Genomic DNA, 23,429 nt, shown 5'->3' on the forward strand with positions numbered 1-23,429 from the left:
GATGGGGCCGTTGGCCCCATCTGATTACAAATCGAACTTCACTTCATCCAGCAACTGCAAGGCGTCCTTGCGGTGCTTGGCGTAATCGCTGACCGGTAGTGCGTCAGACTTGAAACTGCCCCAAGACTTGACCATGGCGGAAGGCTCGACTCCGGCCTTGACCGGATATTCGGCGTTCACGTCCGCATACATGTGCTGGGCGGTGTCACCAGCCAGAAACTCCATCAGCTTCTGGGCCTCTGCCTTGTTCTTGGCATACTTGGTCATGGCCACGCCGCTCACGTTGACGTGGGCACCGCGGTCAGCCTGGTTCGGGAAGTTGATATAGACCGCATCCGCCCAGGACTTCTGCGCAGGATCTTTCAACATGGCGCCCAGATAATAGCTGTTGCCGAGTGACACGTCACAGATACCATCCTTGATCGCCTTGACCTGATCCCGGTCGTTGCCCTGCGGCTTGCGCGCCAGGTTGGCCTTGACCCCTTCCAGCCAGGTTTTGGTCTCAGCCATGCCGTGATGGGCAATCATGGAGGAGACCAGCGCCACATTGTACTCATGCTTGCCGCTGCGGGCGCAGATTTTCCCTTTGAATTCCGGTTTGGCCAGATCTTCGTAGCTGATGGTATCGAGCTTGCCGAGGCGATCCTTGCTGGAGTAGATGGCGCGAACCCGGGTGGTCAGGGCGAACCAGCGATTCTCCGGATCACGATAGATGGCGGGGATGTTCTCCTGCAGGATCTTGCTGTCCACCGGCTGCACCAACCCCTTGTCCACCAGATCGGTCAGACGGCTGATATCGACGGTCAGCATCAGGTCGGCCGGAGAGAGCTTGCCTTCCCGCTCCAGACGCTCGTTCAATCCCTCTTTGGCGAACACCACGTTCACCTTGATGCCAGATTCCTTCTCGAACTGCTGGATGATGGGCTTGATCAGCTCATCCTGCCGGTTGGAGTAGACATTCACTTCCCCGGCCGCCAATGCCGACTGAGCTGCCAACGCAGAGAAAGCCAGTGCCAACATCTTCATTTTCATCATCCATTCCTTGATTAGCTATACAGAGTGATAACGATTTCCGTTTGCATTCTGCATACATCTTATAAGCGGATCAAGAAAGCTCGCCGTCGCCACATCACATATTTAATCGCCCATAAATGAAAAGGGCCGGATGGAATCCCATTCGGCCTCTTCTGAGCAAAACGTTATGTTGATCAGGCTTCAATAAGCGCTCACTCCATCGGGATTCCCCGAGATCGGGAGGTCAACAGATCTGTACGTCACTGATGCGGTTCATCACAGCGCCTCGTCGTCACTCTCGCCGGTGCGGATGCGCACCGCTTGCAGCAAGTCGTAGACAAAAATCTTGCCGTCGCCGATCTTGCCGGTATAGGCCGCCTTGCAGATCGCCTCGATCACCCCTTCCACGTTATCATCGGCGGTAGCAATCTCCAGCTTCACCTTGGGCAGGAAGTCGACCTGATACTCGGCTCCCCGGTATAATTCGGTGTGTCCCTTCTGGCGGCCAAATCCCTTGACCTCGGACACGGTCAGCCCTTCCACCCCCAGGTTGGCAATAGCCTCGCGGACATCGTCCAACTTGAACGGTTTGATAATCGCACTAATCAGCTTCATCTGGTTGCTCCCAATCCATGGTGTGTCATGAATCGGGTTTCAATTCTTATGCCAAGTATTTTTATTGTTATATTTCATATAGATATAGTTTAATGCCGGCGCCATTCGCCAGGCACATCCCCATAACCGGCCAGCACGCCCCATAATGAGGCACCATGCTGCAGCGGTCAGCGGGTATGCACCAAACAAGAGCAAAACAGCATGTTAGTTATCTCCAACAGCGTCACGATTCCCTGGCATGAGCTGCAATTTCAGACCATGCGGGCACAGGGCAACGGTGGACAGCACGTCAACAAGACCGACTCCGCCGTCTGGCTGCGCTTCGATTACCGTAACTCCCCAAGCCTCACCCCGCTCTACAAGGAGGGTCTCGACAAGCTGAGCGACAGCCGGGTACACGATGGCTTTGTCCTGATCCGGGTCGAGAGCCATCGCAGCCAGGACATGAACCGCAAGGAGGCGATGAGCCGTCTGGTGGAGTTGCTGAAAAAAGCAGCCTGGCGCCCCAAGGCTCGCCATGCCACCAAGCCGACCCGCAGCTCCCAGCGCAAACGGGTCGATGCCAAAAAGCGCAAGGGGGATATCAAGTCCGCCCGCGGCAAGCCAGTTCTGGACTGAGCCTCCCCGCCCCCAAAGGATGTCAGCCGATGAGATACAGTTTTTGCGACAGCGCCCGCGGCCCGCTGCTGGTCGCCATCGATCAGGATGGCCTGCGCCACGTGGAGTTCATGCACGGGGAGCGTCCCGTCATGCCGCAAACTGACTGGCAACGGGATGACAAGGCACTGGCCCTCTATCTTGCCCAGTTCAACGCCTATTTTGCCGGAAAATTACAGCAGTTCGATCTGCCCATGGCAGCGAAGGGCACCCCGTTCCAGCAAACGGTGTGGAACGCTTTGTGTGATATCCCCTATGGCGAGACCGTGAGCTATCTCGAGATTGCCCAGGCTATCGGCAATCCCAAGGCGGTGCGGGCTGTGGGCGCTGCCAATGGGCGCAATCCGCTGAGCATCATAGTGCCCTGCCATCGGGTGATCGGACGCAGCGGCGATCTGACCGGTTATGCTGGCGGCATTCCCATCAAGCGCTGGTTGCTGGCACTGGAACAGGCAGGCACAACATTCGAGCTGGCCCCATGACACGATGACCGCCCTAGAGAGGGCGAGACAATATCGTGACCAGAATGAAAAGGCTTTCAGCCAGTGCCACGCTTTGCTGACAAGATGAACAGAAAATGAAGAATCGCCTCAGAACTACTTCAGATTGAGCTTGGCATGATGGCTCCATACTTGAATGGCACGGCTCATTCGCTGATTCAAGTAGCACCCATGTGACGCTTCCAATCTGTCTTTTTCCCCGCGCCTCCTCTGAGGCGCTTTTTTTGTGTCGACACAACAGGCCACCACTTGGGTTGAATGGCCTGAACGCCACAAAATCTGCGCCCGCCCAAAAACCAAGAGGCGAAGGATCATCCTTCGCCTCTGACGTAACAGCTGGCTACTCGCTCTGGGGCAGGAACTGCAGTTCCGGCGCCGAGGAGGTCAGCACATCGGCGCAATAATCCCAGGTCGAGATGCGATAGTGCTGCAGATCTTCATCCAGATGCAGGCCGTCCGACTCCTGATGGAACCAGCTGGCAAAACGGGATGGGGTGATGAGCTGGATCTGCTCTTCGATAGCGTGACTATCCTTCCCCTCGGCCAGATCGCAATCCTCAATGACCCGCAGGGCATAGATATGGCGAAAATAGACCCGGCAGAGGATTTGCGGGGGCAGATCGATGCTGCGTGCCCGCCCCAGCATGATGGTCAGGGAGTCGCTCCAGAGATCCTGATGCAACTCGGCCACAACCAGACCGGGCGGTAGCTGGCGGGACGGAGCCCAAGGGACGGCAACCTGCCGAATGGCATTTTTCTGTTCCATATTCACCTCGCAACGACTCGCTCCCTGTCTTGAGTCTATCTGAACCACATAGTCCCGGCGAAGGCAATCGATGGACAATAAAAACGGCAATAAAAAAGCCGACGTATCAAACGTCGGCGAATAAAAAGTGCTTACAACAGAGGATTCACATATTCAGACCCGTGGGTCGAAAGATTGGTTCCCTCTTTTTGTAATTAATTTTCGGCGCGTTTAAACATCAGGGTATTGGCGTCCGACTCTTCCGGCACGAAGTAGTAGCCCTCGGCGTTGAAACCGGTCAGCTGCTCCACCTCGGTCAGACGGTGCTTGATGATGTGGCGAGCCATCATGCCGCGCGCCTTCTTGGCGTAGAAGCTGATGATCTTGAACTGGCCGTTCTTCTCATCCTTGAACACCGGTGTGACAATCCGCCCTTTCAGGCTCTTGGGGCGTACCGACTTGAAATACTCGTCGGAGGCCAGATTGATCAACACTTCATCCCCCTGCGCTGCCAGCGCGTCGTTGAGATGGTGAGTGATCACCTCCCCCCAGAACTGGTAAAGATCCTTGCCGCGACTATTGTCGAGTTTGGTCCCCATCTCCAGCCGATAGGGCATCATCAGGTCGAGGGGGCGAAGCACGCCGTAGAGGCCGGAGAGCATCCGCAGGTGTGCCTGAGCGAAGTCAAAATCGGCCTCGCTGAAATCCTCTACCGCCAAACCGGTGTAGACATCCCCCTTGAAAGCCAGCAGCGCCTGACGGGCGTTGGCGGGGGTGAAATCTGGCTGCCACTCGGCAAAACGGGCGGCATTGAGACCGGCCAGCTTGTCGCTGATCTTCATCAGAGTGGCGATCTGGTCCGGGCTCAGTTGGCGGGCCCGGCTAATCAGTTCGGCGGAGTGATCCAGCAGCTCGGGTTGGGTGAAACGGGGTGTCACCAGCGGTGACTCGTAATCCAGCGTCTTGGCCGGGGAAACCACAATCAGCATAACGTTCCTTTATGGCGAGGGGCCGAACGGCAGAGCGGCCCCATGATTCATTCATCCAGCGTCACATTGTCCAGCGTACCGGTGCCGAGCCGTTCGCGACCGGAGAGCTTGATCAGCAGTCGCAGGTCGTTGGCCGAGTCGGCGTGGGCGAGGGCCTCACTGTAGCCAATCTGGCCGGCGCAGAACAGGCTGAAGAGCGCCTGATCGAAGGTCTGCATACCCAGCTCGGTGGATTTGGTCATCACCTCCTTGAGGCGATGCATCTCTCCCTTGCGGATGATGTCGGTGATGAGCGGGGTATTGAGCAGGATCTCGAACGCAGCGCAGCGCCGCTTGCCATCCATACTTGGCACCAGCTGCTGGGCGATGATGGCCTTGAGGTTGAAAGAGAGATCGAACAGGAACTGGCGGTGTTTGTCTTGCGGCACCAGATGGAGGATGCGATCCAGCGCCTGGTTGGCATTGTTGGCATGCAAAGTGGCGAGACAAAGGTGTCCCGTCTCGGCGAACTGCAGGGCAAACTCCATGGTCTCCTGACTTCGGATTTCGCCGATCAGGATCACGTCCGGCGCCTGACGCAGTGAGCTTTTTAGCGCCACATCGAACGACTCGGTGTCGATCCCCACCTCTCGCTGGGTCACCAGACTGCGACCATGCTGATGGACGAATTCCACCGGATCTTCCACCGTCAGAATGTGACCATCGGCATGCTGGTTGCGATAGCCGATCATCGCCGCCTGGGTGGTCGATTTGCCCGCCCCGGTGGCGCCGACAAACAGCACCAGCCCCCGCTTGGCCATCGCCACCTCTTGCAGGATCTTGGGTAGCTGCAGATCTTCAAAGGTGGGAATGCGGGTCTCGATACGCCGCACCACCATGCCGGGCAGCTCCTGCTGCCAGAAGGCACTGACCCGAAAACGGCCAAGCGCTTCGCGATAAATCGCGTAGTTGGCCTCCTTGGTGCGGATATAGCGCTCGAAGTGATCGCTGCTGAGGGTATCCCTGACCAGCGTCAGAGCCCCCTTCTTGTCGAGCGCCTCCCCCCCCAGCGACACCAGATGGCCATTTACCTTGAGGGTGGGCGGCGAGCCCACCGTCACAAACAGATCCGATCCCTTTCGCTCGACCAGCTCGCTCAGCAGATCATCCAGATTCATCATCTATCCCTCCCTGGGTGCGAGTCTCTTAAATGCTGTTGGGATCCACGGCCTTGGCCTTGGCATCGAGGGATGCCACCACACCACGACTCACCAACTGCTTGAGACTCTGATCCATGGTCTGCATACCGTGGGTCATCCCGGTCTGGATCACCGAGTAAAGCTGGGCAATCTTGTCCTCCCGAATGAGGTTACGCACCGCCGGAATGCCCATCATGATCTCGTGAGCCGCCACCCGGCCACCGCCAATGCGCTTGAGCAGGGTCTGGGAGATAACTGCCCGCAGGGATTCGGAGAGCATGGAGCGCACCATGTCTTTCTCTGCGCCGGGGAAGACATCGATGATACGGTCGATGGTCTTGGCCGCCGACGAGGTGTGCAGGGTGCCAAACACTAGGTGGCCGGTTTCGGCGGCAGTCATGGCCAGACGAATGGTCTCAAGGTCGCGCATCTCGCCCACCAGAATGATGTCCGGGTCTTCCCGCAGTGCAGAGCGCAGAGCGTTGCTGAAGCTCTTGGTATCCCGGTGCACTTCCCGCTGGTTCACCAGACAGCGCTTGTTCTCGTGGACGAATTCGATGGGGTCTTCGATGGTGAGAATATGGTGATGGAAGTTCTCGTTGATGTAGTTGACCATGGCCGCCAGCGTGGTCGATTTACCGGAACCGGTCGGCCCGGTCACCAGCACCAGACCCCGCGGGAACTCGGCGATCTTGCGGAAGATCTCCGGCGCATCGAGATCTTCGAGGCTCAGCACCGTGCTGGGGATGGTACGAAATACCGCGCCCGAGCCGCGCGCCTGCTGGAAGGCGTTGACCCGGAAACGGGCCAGATTGGGCACCTCGAACGAGAAGTCGACCTCGAAGTTCTCCTCCAGCTCCTTGCGCTGATGGTCGTTCATGATGTCGTAAATGAGGGCATGCACTTCCCGATGTTCCAGGGCGGGCAAATTGATCTTGCGAACCTCACCATCAACCCTGATCATCGGGGGAACCCCGGCCGAGAGGTGTAGATCCGAGGCTTTATGCTTTACACTGAAAGCCAATAACTCTGTGATATCCATAGACTTGTCATTCTCCCATCACAAGATCACTAACGAAATATGAACCAGATTGCCCAGCACCTGTTTCAGGTAAAGGAACGTATTGCCCAGGCCGCCGAACGGGCGAGCCGCCACCTGCAGCAGATCCGCCTGCTGGCCGTGAGCAAGACCAAGCCGGTCGAGGCCATCATGGCTGCCCATGCCGCAGGTCAGCGCTGCTTTGGCGAATCCTACGCTCAGGAAGCAGCGGCCAAGATCGATACCTTGCGCCAGCAGCCGGAATATAGCGACATAGAGTGGCACTTTATCGGCCCTTTGCAATCGAACAAATCCAAACTGGTCGCCGAACGGTTTGACTGGGTACAGAGCGTGGATCGGGACAAGCTGATCGACCGCCTCAACAACCAGCGTCCCGCCAGCATGGCACCGCTAAATGTTTGTCTGCAAATCAATATTAGCGGAGAGAGCAGCAAATCCGGAACGTCGGAACAAGAGATTTTCCGCCTTGCCGAGCTGGTCTCCCACAGTGAGCGACTGGTACTGCGGGGACTGATGGCCATTCCCGAGCACACCAGTGACGAGAGCGTACTGGCCGCCCAAATGACCCGTATGCAGACTCTGTTCACCGAGCTTGCGCGACAATACCCCACGGTGGATACCCTCTCGATGGGAATGACCGAGGATCTTGAACTGGCGATAGCCCACGGCAGCACCATGGTGCGGGTCGGCACCGCCATCTTCGGCGCCCGTGACTACTCATAGGCAAGGCCAGCGGATAACCCATACGTCCGCCTCTTGCCGCGACTTCATCAACAGGAGCGTTTGATGGAACACCGAATTCTGGCGTCTGGTGGTGCAGGCAGCACCCACCCCGCCGCGACCCCATGTGCAACAGGAGCATCTGATGCAGCATAGAACGCTGGCCTTTATCGGCGCGGGCAACATGAGCCGCAGCATCATCGCCGGACTGGTCAAGGCGGGTTATCCCGCCGGGCAGATCACTGCTGCCAACCCCAGTCTGCCCAAGCTGGAGGCGCTGGCGAGCGAACATGGCATTCGCATCACCCAGAGTAATGCCGAGGCGGCCCGTGACGCCGAAGTGATCGTGCTGGCGGTCAAGCCGCAGTTGATGGCCGGCATGCTGGCAGCACTGGTTGAAGAGCTGGGCTCCCTTGAAGGCAAGCTGCTCATCTCCATCGCGGCCGGTATCAAGGTTGCGCGCCTTGGCGAGATGGCCGGTGGCCACGACCGCATCATCCGCACCATGCCCAATACCCCGGCCCTGCTGGGTCTGGGCATGACCGGTCTCTACGCGCCCGAGCATATTGGAGCCAGTGATCGCAACTTTGCCGAGCAGATGATGCAGGCGGTCGGCAAGACCCTCTGGGTGGAGCAGGAGTCTGGCATCAACGGCGTCATCGCCTCAGCGGGCAGTGCTCCGGCCTACTTCTTCCTCTTTATGCAGGCGATCGCCGAAGAGGCGGAGGCGATGGGTTTCTCGCCCGATCAGGCACGCCTGCTGGTGCAGCAGACCGCGCTGGGCGCAGCCGCCATGGTGGAGCAAAACCCGGAGCTGGCGCTGCAGACCCTGCGTGAGCAGGTGACCAGCAAGGGCGGCACCACAGCCGAAGCCATCAAGACATTCCTGCAGCAGGGGCTGATGCCGCTGACTGCGCAAGCCATGCAGGCGGCCGTTGCTCGCGCCACCGAAATGGAAACCCTCTTCTAACAGGAGCCCAGATGAACACTGCTTACTTTCTGATTAACACCGTTTTCGATCTCTACCTGATGGTGATCCTGCTGCGCGTCTGGCTGCAGTGGGCCCGTGCCGACTTCTACAACCCGATGAGCCAGATGGTGGTCAAGCTGACCAATCCGCTGGTGATCCCGCTGCGCCGCGTTATCCCGGGCTTTGGCGGCATAGACCTCGCCTCCGTGGTGCTGGCGCTGGCCATCGCCTTCGCCAAGCTGGCCCTGCTCAAGAGCATGAACGTGCTGCTGGCGGACTGGCTCAGCATCAGCCTGTTCGCCGCGCTGACCGTACTGAAAAAAGCGGGCTCGATGATCTTCTGGGTACTGCTGATCCGCGCCATCCTGAGCTGGGTCAGCCAGGGCCGCAACCCCATCGAATACGTGATGCATCAGCTGACCGAGCCCTTCCTAGCCCCTATCCGCCGCGTACTGCCGGCACTGGGCGGACTGGATCTCTCGGTGCTGGTCGCCTTTATCGGCCTGCAAGCCATCAACTACCTGCTGGGTGACCTGTTTGGCCAGCTGTGGTGGATGATTTGATGCCAGCCGTCCTGCAACAAGGGGATGAACTGGTACTGCATCTGGTGATCCAGCCCAAGGCGAGTCGGGATCAGATCATCGGATTGCATGGCGAAGAGCTGAAAGTGGCCATCACGGCGCCGCCCGTCGATGGCCAGGCCAACAGCCATCTGATCAAGTTTCTGGCCAAGCAGTTCAAGGTGGCCAAGGGCCAGGTAACCATAGTGCGGGGCGAGCTGGGGCGACACAAAACCGTCGCCATCGACAGCCCCAAACAGTTGCCGCAAGAAGTGAGTACACTGCTGAATGACACGCAAGGCTGAATGAATCGGCCTGCGCCAACCGTAGATATGAGAGGGATGACAGATGAAAACAGCCTGGATGAGTGGCCTGCTGGCACTGCTGATGACCCTGCCGCTCAAGGCAGAACAGATGAAGGAGCTAGGGCCCTGGCTGGTGCACTACAACGCCTTCAACTCCAGCTTCCTCACCCCCGAGGTCGCCAAAGCGTATGGACTGGAGCGCAGCCGCTACAACGCCATCATCAATATCGCGGTACAGGACAAGCAGAAAGTGGCGCAAGCCGTGGGGATCACCGGTGAGGCCAAGAACCTGACCGGCACCATCCGCACCCTGAACTTTCAGGAGGTAAAAGAGGGCGATGCCATCTACTATCTGGCGACCCTCCCCTACCGCAACGAAGATACCTATCAGTTCACCCTGAAGATCATGGGCGGCGGGCAGCAACAGAACCTCAGCTTCCAGCAGACCTTCTACGTCGACTGAGTAGCAACAAGAAGCCCCGACCAAGGCCGGGGCTTCATTTTATCCATATGACAAGGGCGCCATCAGGGCGCCCTTGTTACATCTATTCCGTACCGCAGCGGTTACAGGGCGAGGAACAGACCGGCCAGACAGGCGCTCATCAGGTTCGCCAGTACGCCGGAGAGAATGGCGCGCATGCCGTAACGGGCGATGAAGGATTTGCGCTCCGGTACCATGGAGCCCAGACCGCCGATCAAGATCGCCATGGAGGAGATGTTGGCAAAGCCGCACAGGGCGAAGGTCACGATGGCCTTGCTCGACTCGCTCAGGGTCTGATCCTGCACCAGACCGATAAAGGCGACGAACTCGTTGACCACGATCTTGGTACCGATCAGGGCGCCAGCGGCTTGCGCCTGATCCCAGGGCACCCCGATCAGCCAGGAGACGGGGGCAAACAGCCAGCCCAGAATGATCTGGAAGCTCAGATCCAGCCCTACCAGACCGCCAGCCCAACCGAGCAGGCCATTGAGCATGGCGATCACGCCAACGAAAGCCAGCAGGGTGGCACCGACCGCCACCGCGATATTGAGGCCGGACATGGCGCCATCGGCAGCCGCTTCGATCACATTGGTGGCGCGGGGGATCTCAACATCCTGATGGTGATCGACCTCTTCAGCTCCCGGCGGCACCAGGATTTTGGCCATCGCCAGACCGGCAGGGGCCGACATGAAGGCGGCAGCGATCAGGTATTTCAGCTCAACCCCGAGGCTGGCATAGCCCACCAGGGTGCCACCGGCGACGGAGGCGAGACCACAGCTCATCACAGCGAAGAACTGGGAGTCGGACATCTTGGAAAGGTAGGGTTTGACCACCAGCGGCGCTTCCACCATGCCAACGAAGATGTTGGCGGTCGCGGAGAGGCTCTCGGCACGGCCGGTGCCCAGCAATTTCTGCAAGCCACCACCCAGCAGGGCGATCACCCGCGGCATGATGCCGATGTGGTAGAGGATGGCGATCACCGCAGAGAAGAAGATGATGACCGGCAACACGTTGAAGGCAAAGATGAAGCCCAGCTTGAACTTGGCCAGATCACCGAACAGGAAGGCGATCCCCTCCTGACCATAACCGATCACGCTGCTTACGCTCTCGCTGACCCCGTTCAGCACGTGCTGACCGGCAGGCAGCCAGAGCACCAGACCGGCAAACATGACTTGCAGACAGAGGGCAAGACCAACTGTTCGCAACGGGATACGACGACGATTATCAGAGCAGATGACGGCAAGCGCCAGGATACTCAGGATGCCGAGCAGGGCAATCATAGGGACTCCATCAGGTGGGGCAAAAGATGGGCGCGGATTCTGCGCCTCTCCCCCCGTCACTGCAAGTCCGCTTGGTTACAACCCTGTTAGAAAAAACGTTTGCACGATATCGGTTGCGCCAACTGGCTGATTTGGTTCAATTTTAGTATCAGGAGAAATCAAGAGTTCTTATATGGAAACAATTATTCCTCGCCACCGGACAATTTACCCCCGAGCCAGGGGGCCAGTCGCTGCTCCCAATAGGGTTCGGGGCCAAAGCGGGCTTTGAGGAAATCGATGAAGAGACGGATCTTGGGATCCAGATGTTCGCGACGAGCGTAAACGGCGTGTACCGCCATTTGCTGGTTCGGTCGCCACCCTGGCAACACCGGGATCAGCTTGCCGCTCTGTAACTCCTTGTCCAGCAAGTAGTTGGCGATATAGGCGATGCCGAGCCCGGCCAGTGCCGCATCCCGCACCGCCTCCGCCATATCCACCCGATAGTTGCCCGCCACCTGCACCGTCTGGCGCTCCTTGCCCTGGCGAAACGACCACTGGTGATAGCGCCGCTCCCGACTCTGGTAAGTGATGCAGTTGTGCTGGGCCAGATCCTTGGGATGAAGCGGCGTGCCGTGGCTCAGCAGGTAATCCGGCGACGCCGCCACCACGAAGCCGATGTCGGCCAGCCGCTGTCCCACCAGCCCTTCCGGCTTGTCCTCATAGGTGGTGAGCCAGAGATCCAGCCCCTCATCCACCAGATTGGTTCTGTGGTCAAACAGCGAGACCTCCAGCTCCAGCTCGGGATAGCGATCCTGAAACGCCTTGAGATGGGGAATGACGTGCAGACGGCCAAATGATTGGCCCACCCCGAGATGGAGCACGCCGCTCACCTTGCCGCGCCGCTCGGCGATCATGGAGTCCGCTTCCTGCGCCACCGCCACCAGCGCATGACAGTGACGGGCATACTCCTGACCCAGCTCGGTCAGGACAAAGCGGCGGGTAGTGCGCTGGACCAGCTGGGCGCCAAGGGTGGTCTCCAGCAGCGCCAGCTGCTTGCTGATATGGGATTTGGAGACCCCGAGACGACGGGCGGCGGCAGAGATCCCCTGCTCGCGCACCAGCGCATCGAAGATCACCATTTGAGGAAGACGTTGCAGCACAAGATAACCGGATTGAGTGGCGGGAGCCCATTATTCCAGAGCCGCCCGCCAAGGGGTAGAGTCAGAGGCCCAGCGCCCGGGTGATCTGCAGTTTGAGGGGGTCGTCAGCCGGATTCTGGTTGGCGCCGTAGCTGGCGATCAGCTTGCCATCCCGCCCCACCAGATACTTGTGGAAGTTCCAGTTCGGCTCATCCCCATCAGCGGCAGCCGCCAGCCCCTTGAACAGTGGCACAGCATTGGAGCCCCGCACCGCTACCCGATTGAACATCGGGAAGGTGACGCCATAGTCGCGGCGGCATACCTCGGCGGTCTTGGTCTCGTTGCCCGCCTCCTGCCAGAAGTCGTTGGAGGGGAAACCGAGAATAATCAATCCCTTATCCTTGTAGCTCTGGTAGAGCTGCTCCAGATCGCGGAACTGGCCGCTGTAGCCGCAGTAGGAGGCGGTATTGACTACCAGTACCACCTTGCCCTCGGTCAGCTGACAGAGGTTATGGCGCTGAGAGTTGTTTAGCTCCCGCATCTCCACATTGAAATAATCGGGGCACGCCGCAGAGGCCGCGCCAGCCCCCAATAACAGCAACAGAGTGAACCATTTCATCGCCAAGACTCCTTTTGTTTTGTCCATCATACGCGGTTACCAGAGCCGCAGTTCACTCTCAATGCAATGGAATGCCGGTCAGCCAGCCGTGGCCCCAGAACACCAGCAGCGCGGTGGCAGCCAGGCCCGCCCCGACGCTGATGCCGGTGCCCGTCCAGTTGGCCGCAGGACGGGGATATCGCTGCCAGTCCCGCACCGAAATCCAGACCATGCTCACCAGCGCCCACAGCCCGATGCCGCCAAACAACACCAGAGAGCGCGCCTCGCTGTTGACCAGCAGATGGGCCACCGCCCAGAGCAGGGTACCGAGCAGTTGGGGATGCACCAGCCAGCGGCGCAGATGGTTGGGCCCCTGGCCGGAGAAAAAGAGGATCAGCGCAAAGGGCATCATCACCGTCATGGTCATCGGACCCCACTCCGGCAGGAAGTAGAGCGGCAGCGAGCTGGCCGAGCGCCAACCGGCGATGATGCAGGCAATGGCGACAAACACCAGCAGGGAGAAGAGCCCCTTGTAGCGATTCTCACCCAGCCGCTCGCGCAGCCGCGCCCGATGGGCCACCGCAAAACAGGGGTAGAGATGGATCAGGGTAAACAGCGCAACCCCCAGGGTCAGCAGGAACATGAGTCTCTCCTTGTACTTGGTACGACCACTATGCCGTAAAGGGAGATTTGCGCCTATAAAAACCAATGACAGGCAGAGCTGCAGCTCATATGAAAAAGCTCCCGAACGGGAGCTTTGTTCTATCAGGGGTCGTAGAGGATTACTCTTCCAGGCTGATCCCGATATTGGAGACGCCATCCTGAGAGGCGAATGCTCTGATGGCCAGGATACGATCGCTGTCACGCTCATGGGCAACCCGCTTGAGCAGTTCAACCTGGAACTCCAGCTCAGCTTCCATGTACTCGTGCTCGTAGAGCTCCTCTTCGGTCAGATCCCGCTCTTCCAGCAGCTCGATAAAACCGGCCACGGTACCGACCGACGCATGGCTGGCATCGTTGGCCTCTTCGCCGACCCGGCAGATCACCGAGTTGTAGGCGCAGCCCAGCGCAACACAGGCATCAAGCGCCGGATAGGCACCGTAGGATTCAAACTTGCGGGGATCCGGAATGTGAGACTCGAACTCTTCGAGAATGGCCCCCAGATTGACCCGGGATCCCTTGACGGTGAGGTAGACCCACATCTGATCCAGCGCATGCCGGAAAGCGCCAGCATTGCCAAAACCGGAGGCCTGACAGAACAGGGCATAGTTGGGGTACATGCGCTCTGCCAGCGCCAGGGTGTAGACGGTCTGTTGCCAAGGCTGTAGCTCGGCCAGTCGCTTATAAAACTTGTCACCAAACACTGGAGTCGGATCCTTTGCAAAATGTGGGGCAGATTGTAGCCCACGAGGCGCGCGGCGAAAACGAAAAAGCGCCCTGGTCGGCTATGTTGCGATATGAAGTCAGGTAAGATGGGTCGAGAGCGGCATCTTGTTGCGCCGCAAATTCTGATAAGGAACAAGAGTATGAGCCAACGTACCCTTCTTTTGCTCAGCCAGGATAATGCTCACTACGAACGGCTGCTCAAGGCCGCCAATCTCCCCCATCTGCGCATTCTGCGAGCCGATAACCAGAGCGATGCCGAGAAGCTGATCGGCGAAGCCCATATTCTGATGGCCGAACCGGCCCGTGCCAAACCGCTGCTGCCCAAAGCCAACAAGCTGAGCTGGTTCCAGTCCACCTATGCGGGAGTCGATGTGTTGCTCGACCCTGACAGTCGCCGCGACTACCAGCTCACCAATGTGCGCGGCATCTTCGGCCCGCTGATGAGCGAGTATGTCTTTGGTCATCTGCTCAGCCTGATGCGCCAAATCCCCCTTTATCGGGAACAGCAGAAACAGCGACTGTGGCAAAGCCACCCCTATCAGGGCCTCAAGGGGCGCACCATGCTGATCCTGGGGACCGGCAGCATTGGTCAGCATATTGCCCACACCGGCAAACATTTTGGCATGAAGGTGCTGGGCATCAGCCGCAGCGGTCGGGAGCGGGCCGGGTTTGATCAGGTTTATCAGCTACCTGCGCTCAACAAGATGCTGGCGCAGGCCGATGTCATCGTCAGCGTGCTGCCAGCCACCCGCGATACCCGTCATCTGTTCAATGCCGCCCGCTTCGAACACTGCAAACCGGGCGCCATCCTGTTCAACGTCGGTCGTGGCAGCGCCGTGCACTCGGGCGATTTGCTCACCGCACTGCGTACCGGCAAGCTGGCGATGGCGGTGCTGGATGTGTTCGAGCAGGAGCCGCTGCCCGCCGACAGTCCATTGTGGGGCCAACCCAACCTCATCGTCACCCCCCACAACAGCGCCTACAGCTTCCCGGATGATGTGGCCCAGATCTTTGTGCGCAACTACATCCGCTTTATCGATGGCCAACCACTGGATGGCAAAATCGACTTCGACAAGGGTTATTGACCGTCACTGCGCATGTAAAAAGGCCCCGCCAATCTGGCGGGGCCTTTCATTTCAGGCTGTGACGACAGGAATCAACCCGCTGCCAGCTCCTTGCGGTAGCTCTTCACCTTGGCAAGGAACTGACGACGCTCCTTGCCGCTGAGCGGTTCAGCCATCGGCAGCTTGGCGGTCATGGCATTGACCGGGCGGTTGTTGATCCGCAGCTCGTAGTGCAGGTGAGCACCGGTCGAGCGACCTGTGTTGCCGGAGAGGCCGATCTTGTCGCCCATCTTCACTCGCTGACCGGTTTTGACCAGCAGCTTGCTCAGGTGCAGATAACGGGTAGAGAGAGTACGGCCATGCTTGATGACGATATAGGTACCCGCCAGCGGGTGGCTGGTTGCCTTCTGGACGATACCATCGCCAGTCGCCAGCACTGGCGTGCCCACCGGCACCGCAAAGTCAGTGCCCTCGTGAGGACGCACCATACCGGTTACCGGATGTTTGCGCGCTGGGTTGAAGTTGGAGCTGATCCGATAGCGGCTGTGGGTCGGGTAGCGGCGGAATCCGCGCTCCAGACTGTTGCCCTGACCGTCGTAGTAGTTGCCGTCATCGGAGAGCCAGGCCGACACCGTCTTGCCCTGGCTGGTCACTTCCACACCCAGCAGCTGGCTGTTGCCAGTGCTCTTGCCTTCCACCGTCTCCTGGCGTACCAGCACTTTGAACTTGTCGCCCTTCTGCAGATCCTTGGCGAAATTCATTCGCCACTGGAACAGGTTGGCAATTTTCTGGATATGGTTGGCTGGAATCCCCGCATTGCGGGCACTGACATAGAAGCTGCCGTTGATCACGCCGTTGTAACGCTGCGGTTGCCACTCAACCTTCTCATTGATCATGGAGGCGGTATAGGCATCGTCGCTGCGAGCCATCACCAGCGTCTGCTTGATGTTCAGGCGGATTTTGAGTTGCTGCAGGATGTTGTCCTGATCGATCAGCAGCTCAATATTCTGGCCCGGCTTGAGGCGCGCCAGATAGTTCTTGTTGTCCGCGTCCAGCACCTTGTAGAGGGTGGTGGTGGAGAGACCGAGATTGTTAAAAATGGCGGTCAGGTTTTCGCCGTTGCGGACCCTGTAATCCTGCCACTGGGGGGTGGTGTCAACCGGGATGTCGTCATCCGGCGCACTCTGATCAACCAGTTCGTGATCGGGGATTTCGTTAAAGTCGGTGTTGTTTTCGTTGGTTGCCGTACCTGCGGTATCAATGGGCAACTCAAGACGCAGCGGCCGCTCAAGGATGTCACCCGGAGCTGGCAATAATGCCACTGCTGACAGGGTCATGGCCGTCAGCATCAGCATGGCGTAAAAGTGTTTGCGGGGAACCGGTGGTTCCCAATTGGCAGCCTGTACTACCAAGGGACGGAGACGTTTCATCCGCTATCCTGTATTTAGATCTAAAGAGTGTGAGTTGTGATGTCAGTTGTGACAAAACCGTATAAAACTGTTTGTTGGACACAAATAGTTACAAATAGTTCATCACAATCTGCATGAACCTCACATTTTATGCATAACCCGCCCGGATGGGCAGAAATGATCGTCTTTTTTAACCATTTTTTCCTATTTTTAAGAACCGGGTCGGATTCGCTACTGAATAGAAACCCAAAATGTTGCGATAACTTTTCCATGGAGTGGATATGTCGTTAGCAAAACTGTTAATCAGAATAATTGTCGTCCTGTTCCTGATCGGTGCAGCGCTGCTGTTTGCACTGGAAGTCACGACGGTCCGCCAATCCATCCTCGACCAGATGTCAGCCAACCTGGAAACCGCCATCACCGCTCTCGGGCTGGTGCTGCAAGGAACCCTGCTTAATGACGACAATGTGCTGGCCGAGACCATCGTCAATGCCATGTTCGATGGCGGCTTCGTCAGCTCGGTCACCCTGATCGATCCTGATGGCCAGTTGCTGTTTCAGAAGGTCTTCCACTCTACCCAACAAAATGTCCCCGGCTGGCTTCCCTCGGTTATCGGCATGCCGCCCGTCAAAATTGAGCAAGAGTTGACCGATGGCTGGCGCATGCTGGGCACTCTGACCCTTGAGGGGCATAGCGGCTACGCCTATCAGCATCTGTGGAATGCCATCAGTCGCACCGGTCTGGCGCTGCTGGCGGGCCTCGTCGTATTTACCCTGATCATCTCCCTGGTGTGCAAACGCCTGCTGCAGCCCCTGGAGCAGATCAACCTGCAACTGATCCGTATCCGCAAACACCAGTTCAGCAGCACCCTGCCCACTCCCTGGTTGCAAGACCTCAAAGAAGTGGCACTTTCCATCAACCAATTGGTTTCCGAACGCAAACGGGATCTGCTGCAACAACGACTCAAAATCACCCAGCTGGGAAAACAGCTGCCACTGACGACCCCACAGCCGCTGCAAGGAGTAAGCCCGCTGCCGGAAGGTGGGCAACTGCAAAAATTTGTCTCCACACAAGGGGAGATCGCGCTCTATCAGCGTTTCTTGCCCAGTCAACCCCTCGGTGCCGACAGCGAGCTCGCAACCATCCAGAGCGCCCTGCAACAGTGGCAGCACTCTCATATAGAAGGGATCTTGCTGCCCCTCTCCCTGCTCAATCACCCGCAATGGTCCGAGATTGCCCCTCTGCTAAGCCAGGGTCGAGGAAAAACACTGGATTGGCGCTGGGATGTGGCCACATTCCCCGCCCACGGCCAGTCCACATTGGCCGCGCTACAGGAACAGGGGTGTGAGCTCGCCTTCAGCGCCATTCCCCTCAATGCGGATACCTTCAATCAACTTGATCCGCTCAATCCCATTTTTATCAGCTGTCAGCTGACCGATGCGCCGCTCTACTGGAATCTGCTCTCCCAAACCATGCATGCCGCCGGTTATACCCTGCTGGCAGAATCGGGAGAGTGTCGCGACATCGACAAACTGCGGACCTGGGGTATCGATGGTTATGCCAAGGAGGCGCAATCATGAAGAAGCTCGCCATGCTGTTGCCCCTGCTGTGGCAACCCGGCCTGATGGCTGAAACCGTCACTATCACCACCGGGGGTGAGCAGGGGATTTATCACCAGATAACCAAAGAGTTTTGCCGTCTGGCTCATGAGGTCGACGAGCAACTTGCGTGCACACTGCAGAGCTCATCGGGTTCAATAGAAAACCTGACGCGACTCAAGAGTGGCGAGACCGCCTACGCCATGGTGCAGTCAGACTGGCTATATCAGGCAAGCCAGGGCTTGGGCCCTTTTGCCACGCAGCCGCAACCTGAGCTGCGCGCCCTGTTTGCCACCCATGCCGAGCCCTTCACCATAGTGATCCGTGCCGATGGCGATATCACTTCACTGGAACAGCTCAAGCTCGCCCCCATCGACATGGGGTTGAAGAGCTCGGGAACACGCCAGACGGCGCTGACCCTGTTCAACATCTTGGGAGCGAAAGAGCAGGATCTCGATCTGAAAAGCATGGCCAACCTGCCGGATGCGCTTTGTAGCAAGCAGATCGATGCATTTGCATTGGTGATGGGACACCCTAACCGGATTGTGCTCGACACCGCCAAACGTTGCGCGGTCAGTTTCCTCCCCATCGATGGGGCCACCCGTGATCAGCTACTCAAAGGGGTCAAATATTACCAACGTAGTCAGGTGCCCGCCCGCATCTACCCCGGCAATCTGAAGGCGACCCCCACCTTTGCCATTGCCGCCACCCTGGTCACCAATGCCACCATGCCGGAAGAGTCTGTCTATCGTCTGACCAAGGCCATGCTGACCCAGCAGACCAAGTTCAATGAGCAGACTTATGGCTACGCCAATATGTTTCACCGGGCACGCAATAAAACCGGCCCGGTGCTGAGTATTGAGCAGCATCCGGGCGCAGCTAAATATTTCGAGGAGCTGAAAGCGGCGGGCAAGCTATAACTGACGACGGGGAGAGCGCAGTTGCTCGCTGGAGAAACGGGTCTTCATCGATGTCCACTGCGCCAACCGATCGGCACTCCCCGCCAGCGTCCCTTCCCGCCGTGACTTCATGATCCAGATGCTTTTGGCATCGAAACTGTAAACGGGAATGAGATCGGTACGCTTGCTGCCCGGGAGGATCCGGCTGTTGATGTTGTCGAGCACCAGTGGGTCAGCCTTGGGTGTCGGGAAGTAGAGCGTCACCATGTGGAACTGGTTGTAACGCACAGCCTTGACGTAGGCCAGCCGCAGCTTCTTCTCATCCACCCCCAGCTCCATCAGGGTATAGTACTTGGAAATGCTGTAATCCTCGCAATCCCCACCCCGGGCACCGATGAACTCCAGCGGATTGGCCCAGTAATCCTCATCCCCCCACAGCTTGGGATCCTCGCTGTAGGTCAGATTGTTGAAGTAGTTGTTCACCAGCTCGATCTTCTGCTGGTCGGTTGTACCCGCTCTGGGGGTGAGCAGGCGAGAGAATGCCTCGGCCCGTTGAATGGCGCGGCCACCATACACTTCCTGCAGCTTGGCCCGCAGATCCGGACTGGCAATATATTCGGAAAGACGCGAAGCCTGCACGTTGGCGCAACATAGCGCCAACGTGCAAGCCGGGATCAACAACCATTTCATACCGGACACTCCATGTCAGATGCTGGAGGTCAGTATAGCCCCTCCGGATGAGAGGCTCAGCCGCTGATCAGCGACACTGGGCGAATGCGTCTGCCAGTTGCTGCATGAATTGGGGATAACCATCCGGGCCGAGCGGTACCTGTTCACCCACCTCATCAAGCAACAGCACCTTGGCGCCGGTATTGCGTGCCACCGATTCGATCACAGCCGGTGAGAATTGCGGCTCGGCATAAATGCAGCTCGCCTGCTTCTCTTCCAGTGCCTTGCGGATATCCACCAGGGTCTTGGCGCCCGGGCGACGCTCAGGGCTCACGGTAAAGTGACCCTTTGAACTCATGCCGTAGTGGCGCTCCCAGTAGCCATACGCCTCGTGGAAGACAAAGTACCCCTTCTCATTCACCGCCTTCATCTGGCCAGCAATCACCTTGTCTTTGGCATCCACCTTGGTATCAAATGCCGCGAGGTTGGCGTCATAGCGAGCCTGATTGTCCGGATCCAGCTTGCCCAATTCACTTGCGATCGCCTTGGCAATCACTTTGGCCTGCGTCGGGCCAAGCCAGATATGGGGATCGACCCCTTCGTGATGGTGTCCCTCATGCCCTTCATCATGGTCACCGTGCTCGTGGGCGGCATGATCGTGATCATCATGGTCATGGGAATCGTGACTATCCTGAGTCGCGTAGTTAAACAGCGGCATCCCCTCAACCTGAGTCAGGGCCAGAGCATGGGGATGGTTGGCCAGCGGCTTGGCCATAAAACCTTCCAGTTCGGGGCCAACCCACACCACCAGATCGGCACTGTTGATGCTGCGAATATCGGACGGACGCAGGGAGAAATCGTGGGGAGAGGCACCGGTCGGCAGCAATACCTTGGGCTCGCTCACCCCGTCAGTGATCGCCGCGGCAATGAAGCCAAGGGGCTTGATGGTGGTCAGTACCTCAATGGCACGAACAGGCAAACTCACCGCCAGCAGGGCAGTGAAAAGCGCAATAATTCTCATTGATGAATCTCGTCAGGGGGTGAGTATGTGATAATATAACAGCCGCTTTTTGTTATATTATAACTCTCACTGGCTGTAAACCCCGGAGTTGTCATGAGCCAACTGGTAGAGCTGAAAGAGGTCTCTCTCTCGTTTGATGGACGCTCTGTGCTCGACAAGGTCTCCTTTACCCTCAATAAAGGCAAAATCACCACTTTGGTCGGCCCCAACGGGGCGGGCAAGAGCACCCTGAGCAAGCTGGTGCTGGGCCTGCTCACGCCGGATTCGGGCAAGATCACCCGCAGCCGCGACCTGCGGGTTGGCTATGTGCCCCAGCGCCTCTATCTGGATCCCACCTTGCCGTTGACAGTGCGTCGCTTCCTGCAACTGGGCAAAAATAGCCGCCTCTCTATCGAGGAAGCTCTGGCCCGGGTGGGCGCAGAGGGATTGCTGGAAAACCGGATGCAAAAACTCTCCGGCGGTGAGATGCAGCGGGTGCTGCTGGCTCGCGCCCTGCTGGTCAAACCCGAGCTGCTGGTACTGGACGAGCCGGTTCAAGGCGTGGACATCACTGGCCAGATCGAGCTCTACGCCCTGATCGGCCAACTCGCCGCCGAATTCAACTGCGCCGTGCTGATGGTCTCCCACGATCTGCATCTGGTGATGGCCAGCACCCACGAGGTGATCTGCCTCAACCGCCACGTCTGCTGCCATGGCGAACCGGAGAGCGTGGCCCGCCACCCCGAATTTGCCCGCCTGTTCGGGCGACCGGAGCAGGAGGTGCTGGCGGTCTATACCCACCATCACCACTGCGACGGCGAACACCATCATCATGAACCGCAGGCCCCCGTCATCCGCCTGCCCTCTCGCAACAACGCTCACAGCAAATAGCGCAAGCAACAGGACATTCAAGTGGACAGCTTTCTATTATACGCCCTCGCAGCCGGTCTCGGCATCGCCCTGCTGGCCGGCCCCCTCGGCAGCTTCGTGGTATGGCGAAAAATGGCCTATTTTGGCGATACCCTCTCCCATGCCTGTCTGTTCGGCATCGCGCTGGGCATTCTGCTGCAGGTCGATCTCACCCTGGCGGTAGTGGTCTGCTGCCTCGCCATGGCAATGCTGCTGGTGATCATGAGTCGCAACCAGCAGGTAGCAACCGATACCCTGCTCGGCATTCTGGCCCACAGCGCCCTGTCCCTCGGTCTGGTTACCTTGAGTTTTATGGATAACGTGCGGGTGGATCTGATGGCCTACCTGTTTGGCGACCTGCTCTCGGTACAACCGATGGATCTGCTCTGGATCTACGGCGGTGGCGCGCTGGTGCTGCTCACCCTGTGGCGGTTGTGGGATCCCCTGCTCTCCATGACCATCTCGGAAGAGCTGGCACGGGTAGAAGGGATCCGGGTCGATGTGCTGCGCTGCGTGCTTATGCTGCTGATTGGGCTGGTGATCGCCGTGGCGATGAAGTTTGTCGGGGCGCTGATCATCACCTCCCTGCTGATCATTCCCGCCGCTACCGCCCGCCGTTTCAGTCAGACGCCGGAGCAGATGGCCGGCTTTGCCGCGCTGATCGGCTGCCTCGCCGTACTCGGCGGGCTGACCCTCTCCTGGTATCAGGATACTCCGGCTGGGCCTTCGGTCGTCGTCTGTGCCACCAGCCTGTTTGTGCTGAGCCAGTTCAAGAGAGCGTAACGGTGCAGGCTAGAGCGGCATGCTCTGGCGTGTCTCCATCATCAGCCACTGGCGCAACCGGCTGATGGCAGGCTCATGAGCCCGCGAGCGCTTGCAGGTGAAGTAGAAGGCATCCCCCGTCTCCAGCTGGTGTACCGGCAAGGCCACCAGCTGGGGATCATCTGGCCGCAGCATGTAATCATTCACGAATGCCACCCCCTGATCCCAGGCTGCCGCCTCCATCGCCAACAGCACATGGCTGAAATGGTGCATCCGCGCCTCGTCCGGGATCACCAGCCCACCCGCCTTGGCCCAGCGCTGCCAATCCTCCCCCCGCGCCTTGTAAATGGACTGCACCGAGAGCAGCGGCAGCTGCCAGATGGCCTCAGGCCACTCCCCGCTAACCTGCTGCAACAGACGGCGACTGCAGACCGGAAAGAGCCGCTCCTGATAGATAAGATCGTGACAGTAGCCACGCCCGTGGGGTGAGACTGTGATAAAGCAGTCCGCCACCCGATCGGAAAGTTCGGGATCTTCCGCCACCATCTCCAGACTCAAATCCAGCTCGGGGTAGAGCTGGCGCAATCCGGCCAGGCGGGGGATCAGCCACTTCACCGCAAACGAGCTGTAGACCGCGAGCCGGACTCGCATCTCGCCGCCACCACGCAACTGTTCGCTGCTCTGGGCAATCTGGCTGAGCCCGGCGGCAATCCCCTCAAAGTAACTCTCCCCCTGGGTTGTCAGGGAAAGCAGCCTCCCCTGACGCAGCAGCAAGCGCTCACCCAGAAAATCCTCCAGCAGACGAATTTGGTGGCTGACCGCACTCTGGCTGACGTTCAGTTCAAGGGCGGCACGGGAGAAGCTGAGCAGCCGGGCCACCACCTCGAAATATTGCACCGCACGCAGGGGAGGAAGTTTCATTATCTAAATATCTCATGAGTGG

The 23,429-nt window shown here is 58.6% G+C and carries 27 protein-coding genes; 12 read left to right on the top strand and 15 right to left on the bottom strand.

From position 1 onward, the window contains the following. Positions 1 to 24: 24 nt before the first annotated feature. A complete protein-coding gene (locus ACTG2O_RS00710; RefSeq protein ID WP_323892730.1) occupies positions 25 to 1,032 on the bottom strand; it encodes a Fe(3+) ABC transporter substrate-binding protein in 1,008 nt (335 codons plus the stop codon). A 258-nt stretch (positions 1,033 to 1,290) separates the two neighbouring features. Then, complete coding sequence (gene glnK / locus ACTG2O_RS00715) at positions 1,291 to 1,629, bottom strand: P-II family nitrogen regulator (RefSeq protein WP_005341406.1); 339 nt, start codon at positions 1,627 to 1,629, stop codon at positions 1,291 to 1,293. A gap of 201 nt (positions 1,630 to 1,830) precedes the next feature. Here glnK and arfB point away from each other — a divergent pair, with 201 nt between their 5' ends. Together arfB and ACTG2O_RS00725 are read left to right on the top strand one after the other, a co-directional pair. Further along, the gene (arfB, locus tag ACTG2O_RS00720) at positions 1,831 to 2,247 is read left to right on the top strand and encodes an alternative ribosome rescue aminoacyl-tRNA hydrolase ArfB (RefSeq protein WP_019445599.1); all 417 of its coding nucleotides are present in this window, start codon (positions 1,831 to 1,833) and stop codon (positions 2,245 to 2,247) included. A 29-nt stretch (positions 2,248 to 2,276) separates the two neighbouring features. Continuing rightward, positions 2,277 to 2,768 (top strand): methylated-DNA--[protein]-cysteine S-methyltransferase, encoded by a 492-nt coding sequence (locus tag ACTG2O_RS00725; RefSeq protein ID WP_323892733.1) that lies wholly within the window; start codon positions 2,277 to 2,279, stop codon positions 2,766 to 2,768. Between the two features lie 358 nt (positions 2,769 to 3,126). Here ACTG2O_RS00725 and ACTG2O_RS00730 read toward each other — a convergent pair whose 3' ends face one another. The 4 genes from ACTG2O_RS00730 to tapT all read right to left on the bottom strand — a co-directional run bounded on the left by ACTG2O_RS00730 (position 3,127) and on the right by tapT (position 6,740). Next, positions 3,127 to 3,552: a hypothetical protein gene (locus ACTG2O_RS00730; protein ID WP_005340360.1), complete on the bottom strand. Its 426-nt coding sequence runs from the start codon at positions 3,550 to 3,552 to the stop codon at positions 3,127 to 3,129. Between the two features lie 194 nt (positions 3,553 to 3,746). Beyond that, positions 3,747 to 4,520, bottom strand: coding sequence for a peroxide stress protein YaaA (gene yaaA, locus ACTG2O_RS00735; protein WP_005340358.1), 774 nt, complete (start codon positions 4,518 to 4,520; stop codon positions 3,747 to 3,749). A gap of 47 nt (positions 4,521 to 4,567) precedes the next feature. Further along, on the bottom strand, positions 4,568 to 5,677 hold the full coding sequence (gene tapU, locus ACTG2O_RS00740) for a type IVa pilus ATPase TapU (RefSeq protein WP_439976640.1): 1,110 nt from the start codon (positions 5,675 to 5,677) through the stop codon (positions 4,568 to 4,570). Positions 5,678 to 5,705: 28 nt separating this feature from the next. After that, on the bottom strand, positions 5,706 to 6,740 hold the full coding sequence (gene tapT / locus ACTG2O_RS00745; RefSeq protein WP_005340354.1) for a type IVa pilus ATPase TapT: 1,035 nt from the start codon (positions 6,738 to 6,740) through the stop codon (positions 5,706 to 5,708). 39 nt (positions 6,741 to 6,779) lie between these two features. Between tapT and ACTG2O_RS00750 the strand changes: the two genes are divergently transcribed. From ACTG2O_RS00750 to ACTG2O_RS00770, 5 genes are all read left to right on the top strand, one after another. Then, on the top strand, positions 6,780 to 7,481 hold the full coding sequence (locus tag ACTG2O_RS00750; RefSeq protein ID WP_219594751.1) for a YggS family pyridoxal phosphate-dependent enzyme: 702 nt from the start codon (positions 6,780 to 6,782) through the stop codon (positions 7,479 to 7,481). A 142-nt stretch (positions 7,482 to 7,623) separates the two neighbouring features. Continuing rightward, positions 7,624 to 8,448 (top strand): pyrroline-5-carboxylate reductase, encoded by an 825-nt coding sequence (proC, locus tag ACTG2O_RS00755; RefSeq protein ID WP_439975214.1) that lies wholly within the window; start codon positions 7,624 to 7,626, stop codon positions 8,446 to 8,448. Positions 8,449 to 8,459: 11 nt separating this feature from the next. Continuing rightward, positions 8,460 to 9,011 carry a YggT family protein gene (locus ACTG2O_RS00760; RefSeq protein WP_005341416.1) on the top strand — a complete coding sequence of 184 codons (552 nt, stop codon included), beginning with the start codon at positions 8,460 to 8,462 and terminating at the stop codon, positions 9,009 to 9,011. Beyond that, positions 9,011 to 9,313, top strand: a complete 303-nt coding sequence (yggU, locus tag ACTG2O_RS00765; RefSeq protein WP_201958626.1) for a DUF167 family protein YggU — start codon at positions 9,011 to 9,013, stop codon at positions 9,311 to 9,313. The genes ACTG2O_RS00760 and yggU overlap by 1 nt, the downstream gene beginning before the upstream one ends. Before the next feature lie 43 nt (positions 9,314 to 9,356). After that, the gene (locus ACTG2O_RS00770; RefSeq protein WP_005340339.1) at positions 9,357 to 9,776 is read left to right on the top strand and encodes a DUF4426 domain-containing protein; all 420 of its coding nucleotides are present in this window, start codon (positions 9,357 to 9,359) and stop codon (positions 9,774 to 9,776) included. Between the two features lie 101 nt (positions 9,777 to 9,877). On the opposite strand, the gene ACTG2O_RS00775 is transcribed toward ACTG2O_RS00770, so the two are convergent. From ACTG2O_RS00775 to ACTG2O_RS00795, 5 genes are all read right to left on the bottom strand, one after another. Further along, the gene (locus ACTG2O_RS00775) at positions 9,878 to 11,074 is read right to left on the bottom strand and encodes a NupC/NupG family nucleoside CNT transporter (protein WP_005357935.1); all 1,197 of its coding nucleotides are present in this window, start codon (positions 11,072 to 11,074) and stop codon (positions 9,878 to 9,880) included. Between the two features lie 182 nt (positions 11,075 to 11,256). Further along, a complete protein-coding gene (locus tag ACTG2O_RS00780; protein WP_005340335.1) occupies positions 11,257 to 12,192 on the bottom strand; it encodes a LysR family transcriptional regulator in 936 nt (311 codons plus the stop codon). Positions 12,193 to 12,274: 82 nt separating this feature from the next. Then, the gene (locus tag ACTG2O_RS00785) at positions 12,275 to 12,811 is read right to left on the bottom strand and encodes a glutathione peroxidase (protein WP_439975215.1); all 537 of its coding nucleotides are present in this window, start codon (positions 12,809 to 12,811) and stop codon (positions 12,275 to 12,277) included. 58 nt (positions 12,812 to 12,869) lie between these two features. Further along, positions 12,870 to 13,433, bottom strand: a complete 564-nt coding sequence (locus ACTG2O_RS00790; RefSeq protein WP_042084306.1) for an NnrU family protein — start codon at positions 13,431 to 13,433, stop codon at positions 12,870 to 12,872. A 139-nt stretch (positions 13,434 to 13,572) separates the two neighbouring features. Further along, positions 13,573 to 14,154, bottom strand: coding sequence for a YjaG family protein (locus ACTG2O_RS00795; protein WP_021231718.1), 582 nt, complete (start codon positions 14,152 to 14,154; stop codon positions 13,573 to 13,575). 162 nt (positions 14,155 to 14,316) lie between these two features. On the opposite strand from ACTG2O_RS00795, the gene ACTG2O_RS00800 reads away from it, so the two are divergent. Further along, positions 14,317 to 15,261, top strand: a complete 945-nt coding sequence (locus tag ACTG2O_RS00800; RefSeq protein ID WP_005363043.1) for a D-2-hydroxyacid dehydrogenase — start codon at positions 14,317 to 14,319, stop codon at positions 15,259 to 15,261. Positions 15,262 to 15,332: 71 nt separating this feature from the next. Here ACTG2O_RS00800 and mepM read toward each other — a convergent pair whose 3' ends face one another. Beyond that, the gene (gene mepM / locus ACTG2O_RS00805) at positions 15,333 to 16,670 is read right to left on the bottom strand and encodes a murein DD-endopeptidase MepM (protein WP_005354854.1); all 1,338 of its coding nucleotides are present in this window, start codon (positions 16,668 to 16,670) and stop codon (positions 15,333 to 15,335) included. 260 nt (positions 16,671 to 16,930) lie between these two features. On the opposite strand from mepM, the gene ACTG2O_RS00810 reads away from it, so the two are divergent. Further along, positions 16,931 to 18,229 carry a LapD/MoxY N-terminal periplasmic domain-containing protein gene (locus ACTG2O_RS00810; RefSeq protein WP_439975216.1) on the top strand — a complete coding sequence of 433 codons (1,299 nt, stop codon included), beginning with the start codon at positions 16,931 to 16,933 and terminating at the stop codon, positions 18,227 to 18,229. Beyond that, positions 18,226 to 19,167, top strand: coding sequence for a TAXI family TRAP transporter solute-binding subunit (locus ACTG2O_RS00815; RefSeq protein WP_439975217.1), 942 nt, complete (start codon positions 18,226 to 18,228; stop codon positions 19,165 to 19,167). Before ACTG2O_RS00810 ends, ACTG2O_RS00815 begins: the two co-directional genes overlap by 4 nt. On the opposite strand, the gene ACTG2O_RS00820 is transcribed toward ACTG2O_RS00815, so the two are convergent. Together ACTG2O_RS00820 and znuA are read right to left on the bottom strand one after the other, a co-directional pair. Then, a complete protein-coding gene (locus ACTG2O_RS00820; RefSeq protein WP_005335848.1) occupies positions 19,162 to 19,836 on the bottom strand; it encodes a transglutaminase-like cysteine peptidase in 675 nt (224 codons plus the stop codon). The genes ACTG2O_RS00815 and ACTG2O_RS00820 overlap by 6 nt on opposite strands. Positions 19,837 to 19,903: 67 nt before the next feature. After that, entirely contained in the window at positions 19,904 to 20,836 is a 933-nt protein-coding gene (gene znuA / locus ACTG2O_RS00825) for a zinc ABC transporter substrate-binding protein ZnuA (protein ID WP_019445610.1), read from the bottom strand. Between the two features lie 93 nt (positions 20,837 to 20,929). On the opposite strand from znuA, the gene znuC reads away from it, so the two are divergent. Together znuC and znuB are read left to right on the top strand one after the other, a co-directional pair. Further along, a complete protein-coding gene (gene znuC / locus ACTG2O_RS00830) occupies positions 20,930 to 21,706 on the top strand; it encodes a zinc ABC transporter ATP-binding protein ZnuC (protein ID WP_005354861.1) in 777 nt (258 codons plus the stop codon). Positions 21,707 to 21,727: 21 nt separating this feature from the next. Next, on the top strand, positions 21,728 to 22,507 hold the full coding sequence (znuB, locus tag ACTG2O_RS00835; RefSeq protein WP_005354863.1) for a zinc ABC transporter permease subunit ZnuB: 780 nt from the start codon (positions 21,728 to 21,730) through the stop codon (positions 22,505 to 22,507). Positions 22,508 to 22,516: 9 nt separating this feature from the next. On the opposite strand, the gene ACTG2O_RS00840 is transcribed toward znuB, so the two are convergent. Beyond that, complete coding sequence (locus ACTG2O_RS00840) at positions 22,517 to 23,407, bottom strand: LysR substrate-binding domain-containing protein (RefSeq protein ID WP_075116033.1); 891 nt, start codon at positions 23,405 to 23,407, stop codon at positions 22,517 to 22,519. Between the last annotated feature and the right edge of the window lie 22 nt (positions 23,408 to 23,429).

The organism is Aeromonas sp. 61P, assembly GCF_051919545.1.
Lineage (GTDB): Bacteria > Pseudomonadota > Gammaproteobacteria > Enterobacterales > Aeromonadaceae > Aeromonas > Aeromonas veronii.

Excerpts from the sequence above, each read along its gene's own strand:
- ACTG2O_RS00710 (WP_323892730.1), bottom strand. The coding sequence starts at position 1,032 with ATGAAAATGAAGATGTTGGCACTGGCTTTCTCTGCGTTGGCAGCTCAG.
- glnK (WP_005341406.1), bottom strand. The coding sequence starts at position 1,629 with ATGAAGCTGATTAGTGCGATTATCAAACCGTTCAAGTTGGACGATGTC.
- arfB (WP_019445599.1), top strand. The coding sequence starts at position 1,831 with ATGTTAGTTATCTCCAACAGCGTCACGATTCCCTGGCATGAGCTGCAA.
- ACTG2O_RS00725 (WP_323892733.1), top strand. The coding sequence starts at position 2,277 with ATGAGATACAGTTTTTGCGACAGCGCCCGCGGCCCGCTGCTGGTCGCC.
- ACTG2O_RS00730 (WP_005340360.1), bottom strand. The coding sequence starts at position 3,552 with ATGGAACAGAAAAATGCCATTCGGCAGGTTGCCGTCCCTTGGGCTCCG.
- yaaA (WP_005340358.1), bottom strand. The coding sequence starts at position 4,520 with ATGCTGATTGTGGTTTCCCCGGCCAAGACGCTGGATTACGAGTCACCG.
- tapU (WP_439976640.1), bottom strand. The coding sequence starts at position 5,677 with ATGAATCTGGATGATCTGCTGAGCGAGCTGGTCGAGCGAAAGGGATCG.
- tapT (WP_005340354.1), bottom strand. The coding sequence starts at position 6,740 with ATGGATATCACAGAGTTATTGGCTTTCAGTGTAAAGCATAAAGCCTCG.
- ACTG2O_RS00750 (WP_219594751.1), top strand. The coding sequence starts at position 6,780 with ATGAACCAGATTGCCCAGCACCTGTTTCAGGTAAAGGAACGTATTGCC.
- proC (WP_439975214.1), top strand. The coding sequence starts at position 7,624 with ATGCAGCATAGAACGCTGGCCTTTATCGGCGCGGGCAACATGAGCCGC.
- ACTG2O_RS00760 (WP_005341416.1), top strand. The coding sequence starts at position 8,460 with ATGAACACTGCTTACTTTCTGATTAACACCGTTTTCGATCTCTACCTG.
- yggU (WP_201958626.1), top strand. The coding sequence starts at position 9,011 with ATGCCAGCCGTCCTGCAACAAGGGGATGAACTGGTACTGCATCTGGTG.
- ACTG2O_RS00770 (WP_005340339.1), top strand. The coding sequence starts at position 9,357 with ATGAAAACAGCCTGGATGAGTGGCCTGCTGGCACTGCTGATGACCCTG.
- ACTG2O_RS00775 (WP_005357935.1), bottom strand. The coding sequence starts at position 11,074 with ATGATTGCCCTGCTCGGCATCCTGAGTATCCTGGCGCTTGCCGTCATC.
- ACTG2O_RS00780 (WP_005340335.1), bottom strand. The coding sequence starts at position 12,192 with ATGGTGATCTTCGATGCGCTGGTGCGCGAGCAGGGGATCTCTGCCGCC.
- ACTG2O_RS00785 (WP_439975215.1), bottom strand. The coding sequence starts at position 12,811 with ATGAAATGGTTCACTCTGTTGCTGTTATTGGGGGCTGGCGCGGCCTCT.
- ACTG2O_RS00790 (WP_042084306.1), bottom strand. The coding sequence starts at position 13,433 with ATGTTCCTGCTGACCCTGGGGGTTGCGCTGTTTACCCTGATCCATCTC.
- ACTG2O_RS00800 (WP_005363043.1), top strand. The coding sequence starts at position 14,317 with ATGAGCCAACGTACCCTTCTTTTGCTCAGCCAGGATAATGCTCACTAC.
- mepM (WP_005354854.1), bottom strand. The coding sequence starts at position 16,670 with ATGAAACGTCTCCGTCCCTTGGTAGTACAGGCTGCCAATTGGGAACCA.
- ACTG2O_RS00810 (WP_439975216.1), top strand. The coding sequence starts at position 16,931 with ATGTCGTTAGCAAAACTGTTAATCAGAATAATTGTCGTCCTGTTCCTG.
- ACTG2O_RS00815 (WP_439975217.1), top strand. The coding sequence starts at position 18,226 with ATGAAGAAGCTCGCCATGCTGTTGCCCCTGCTGTGGCAACCCGGCCTG.
- ACTG2O_RS00820 (WP_005335848.1), bottom strand. The coding sequence starts at position 19,836 with ATGAAATGGTTGTTGATCCCGGCTTGCACGTTGGCGCTATGTTGCGCC.
- znuA (WP_019445610.1), bottom strand. The coding sequence starts at position 20,836 with ATGAGAATTATTGCGCTTTTCACTGCCCTGCTGGCGGTGAGTTTGCCT.
- znuC (WP_005354861.1), top strand. The coding sequence starts at position 20,930 with ATGAGCCAACTGGTAGAGCTGAAAGAGGTCTCTCTCTCGTTTGATGGA.
- ACTG2O_RS00840 (WP_075116033.1), bottom strand. The coding sequence starts at position 23,407 with ATGAAACTTCCTCCCCTGCGTGCGGTGCAATATTTCGAGGTGGTGGCC.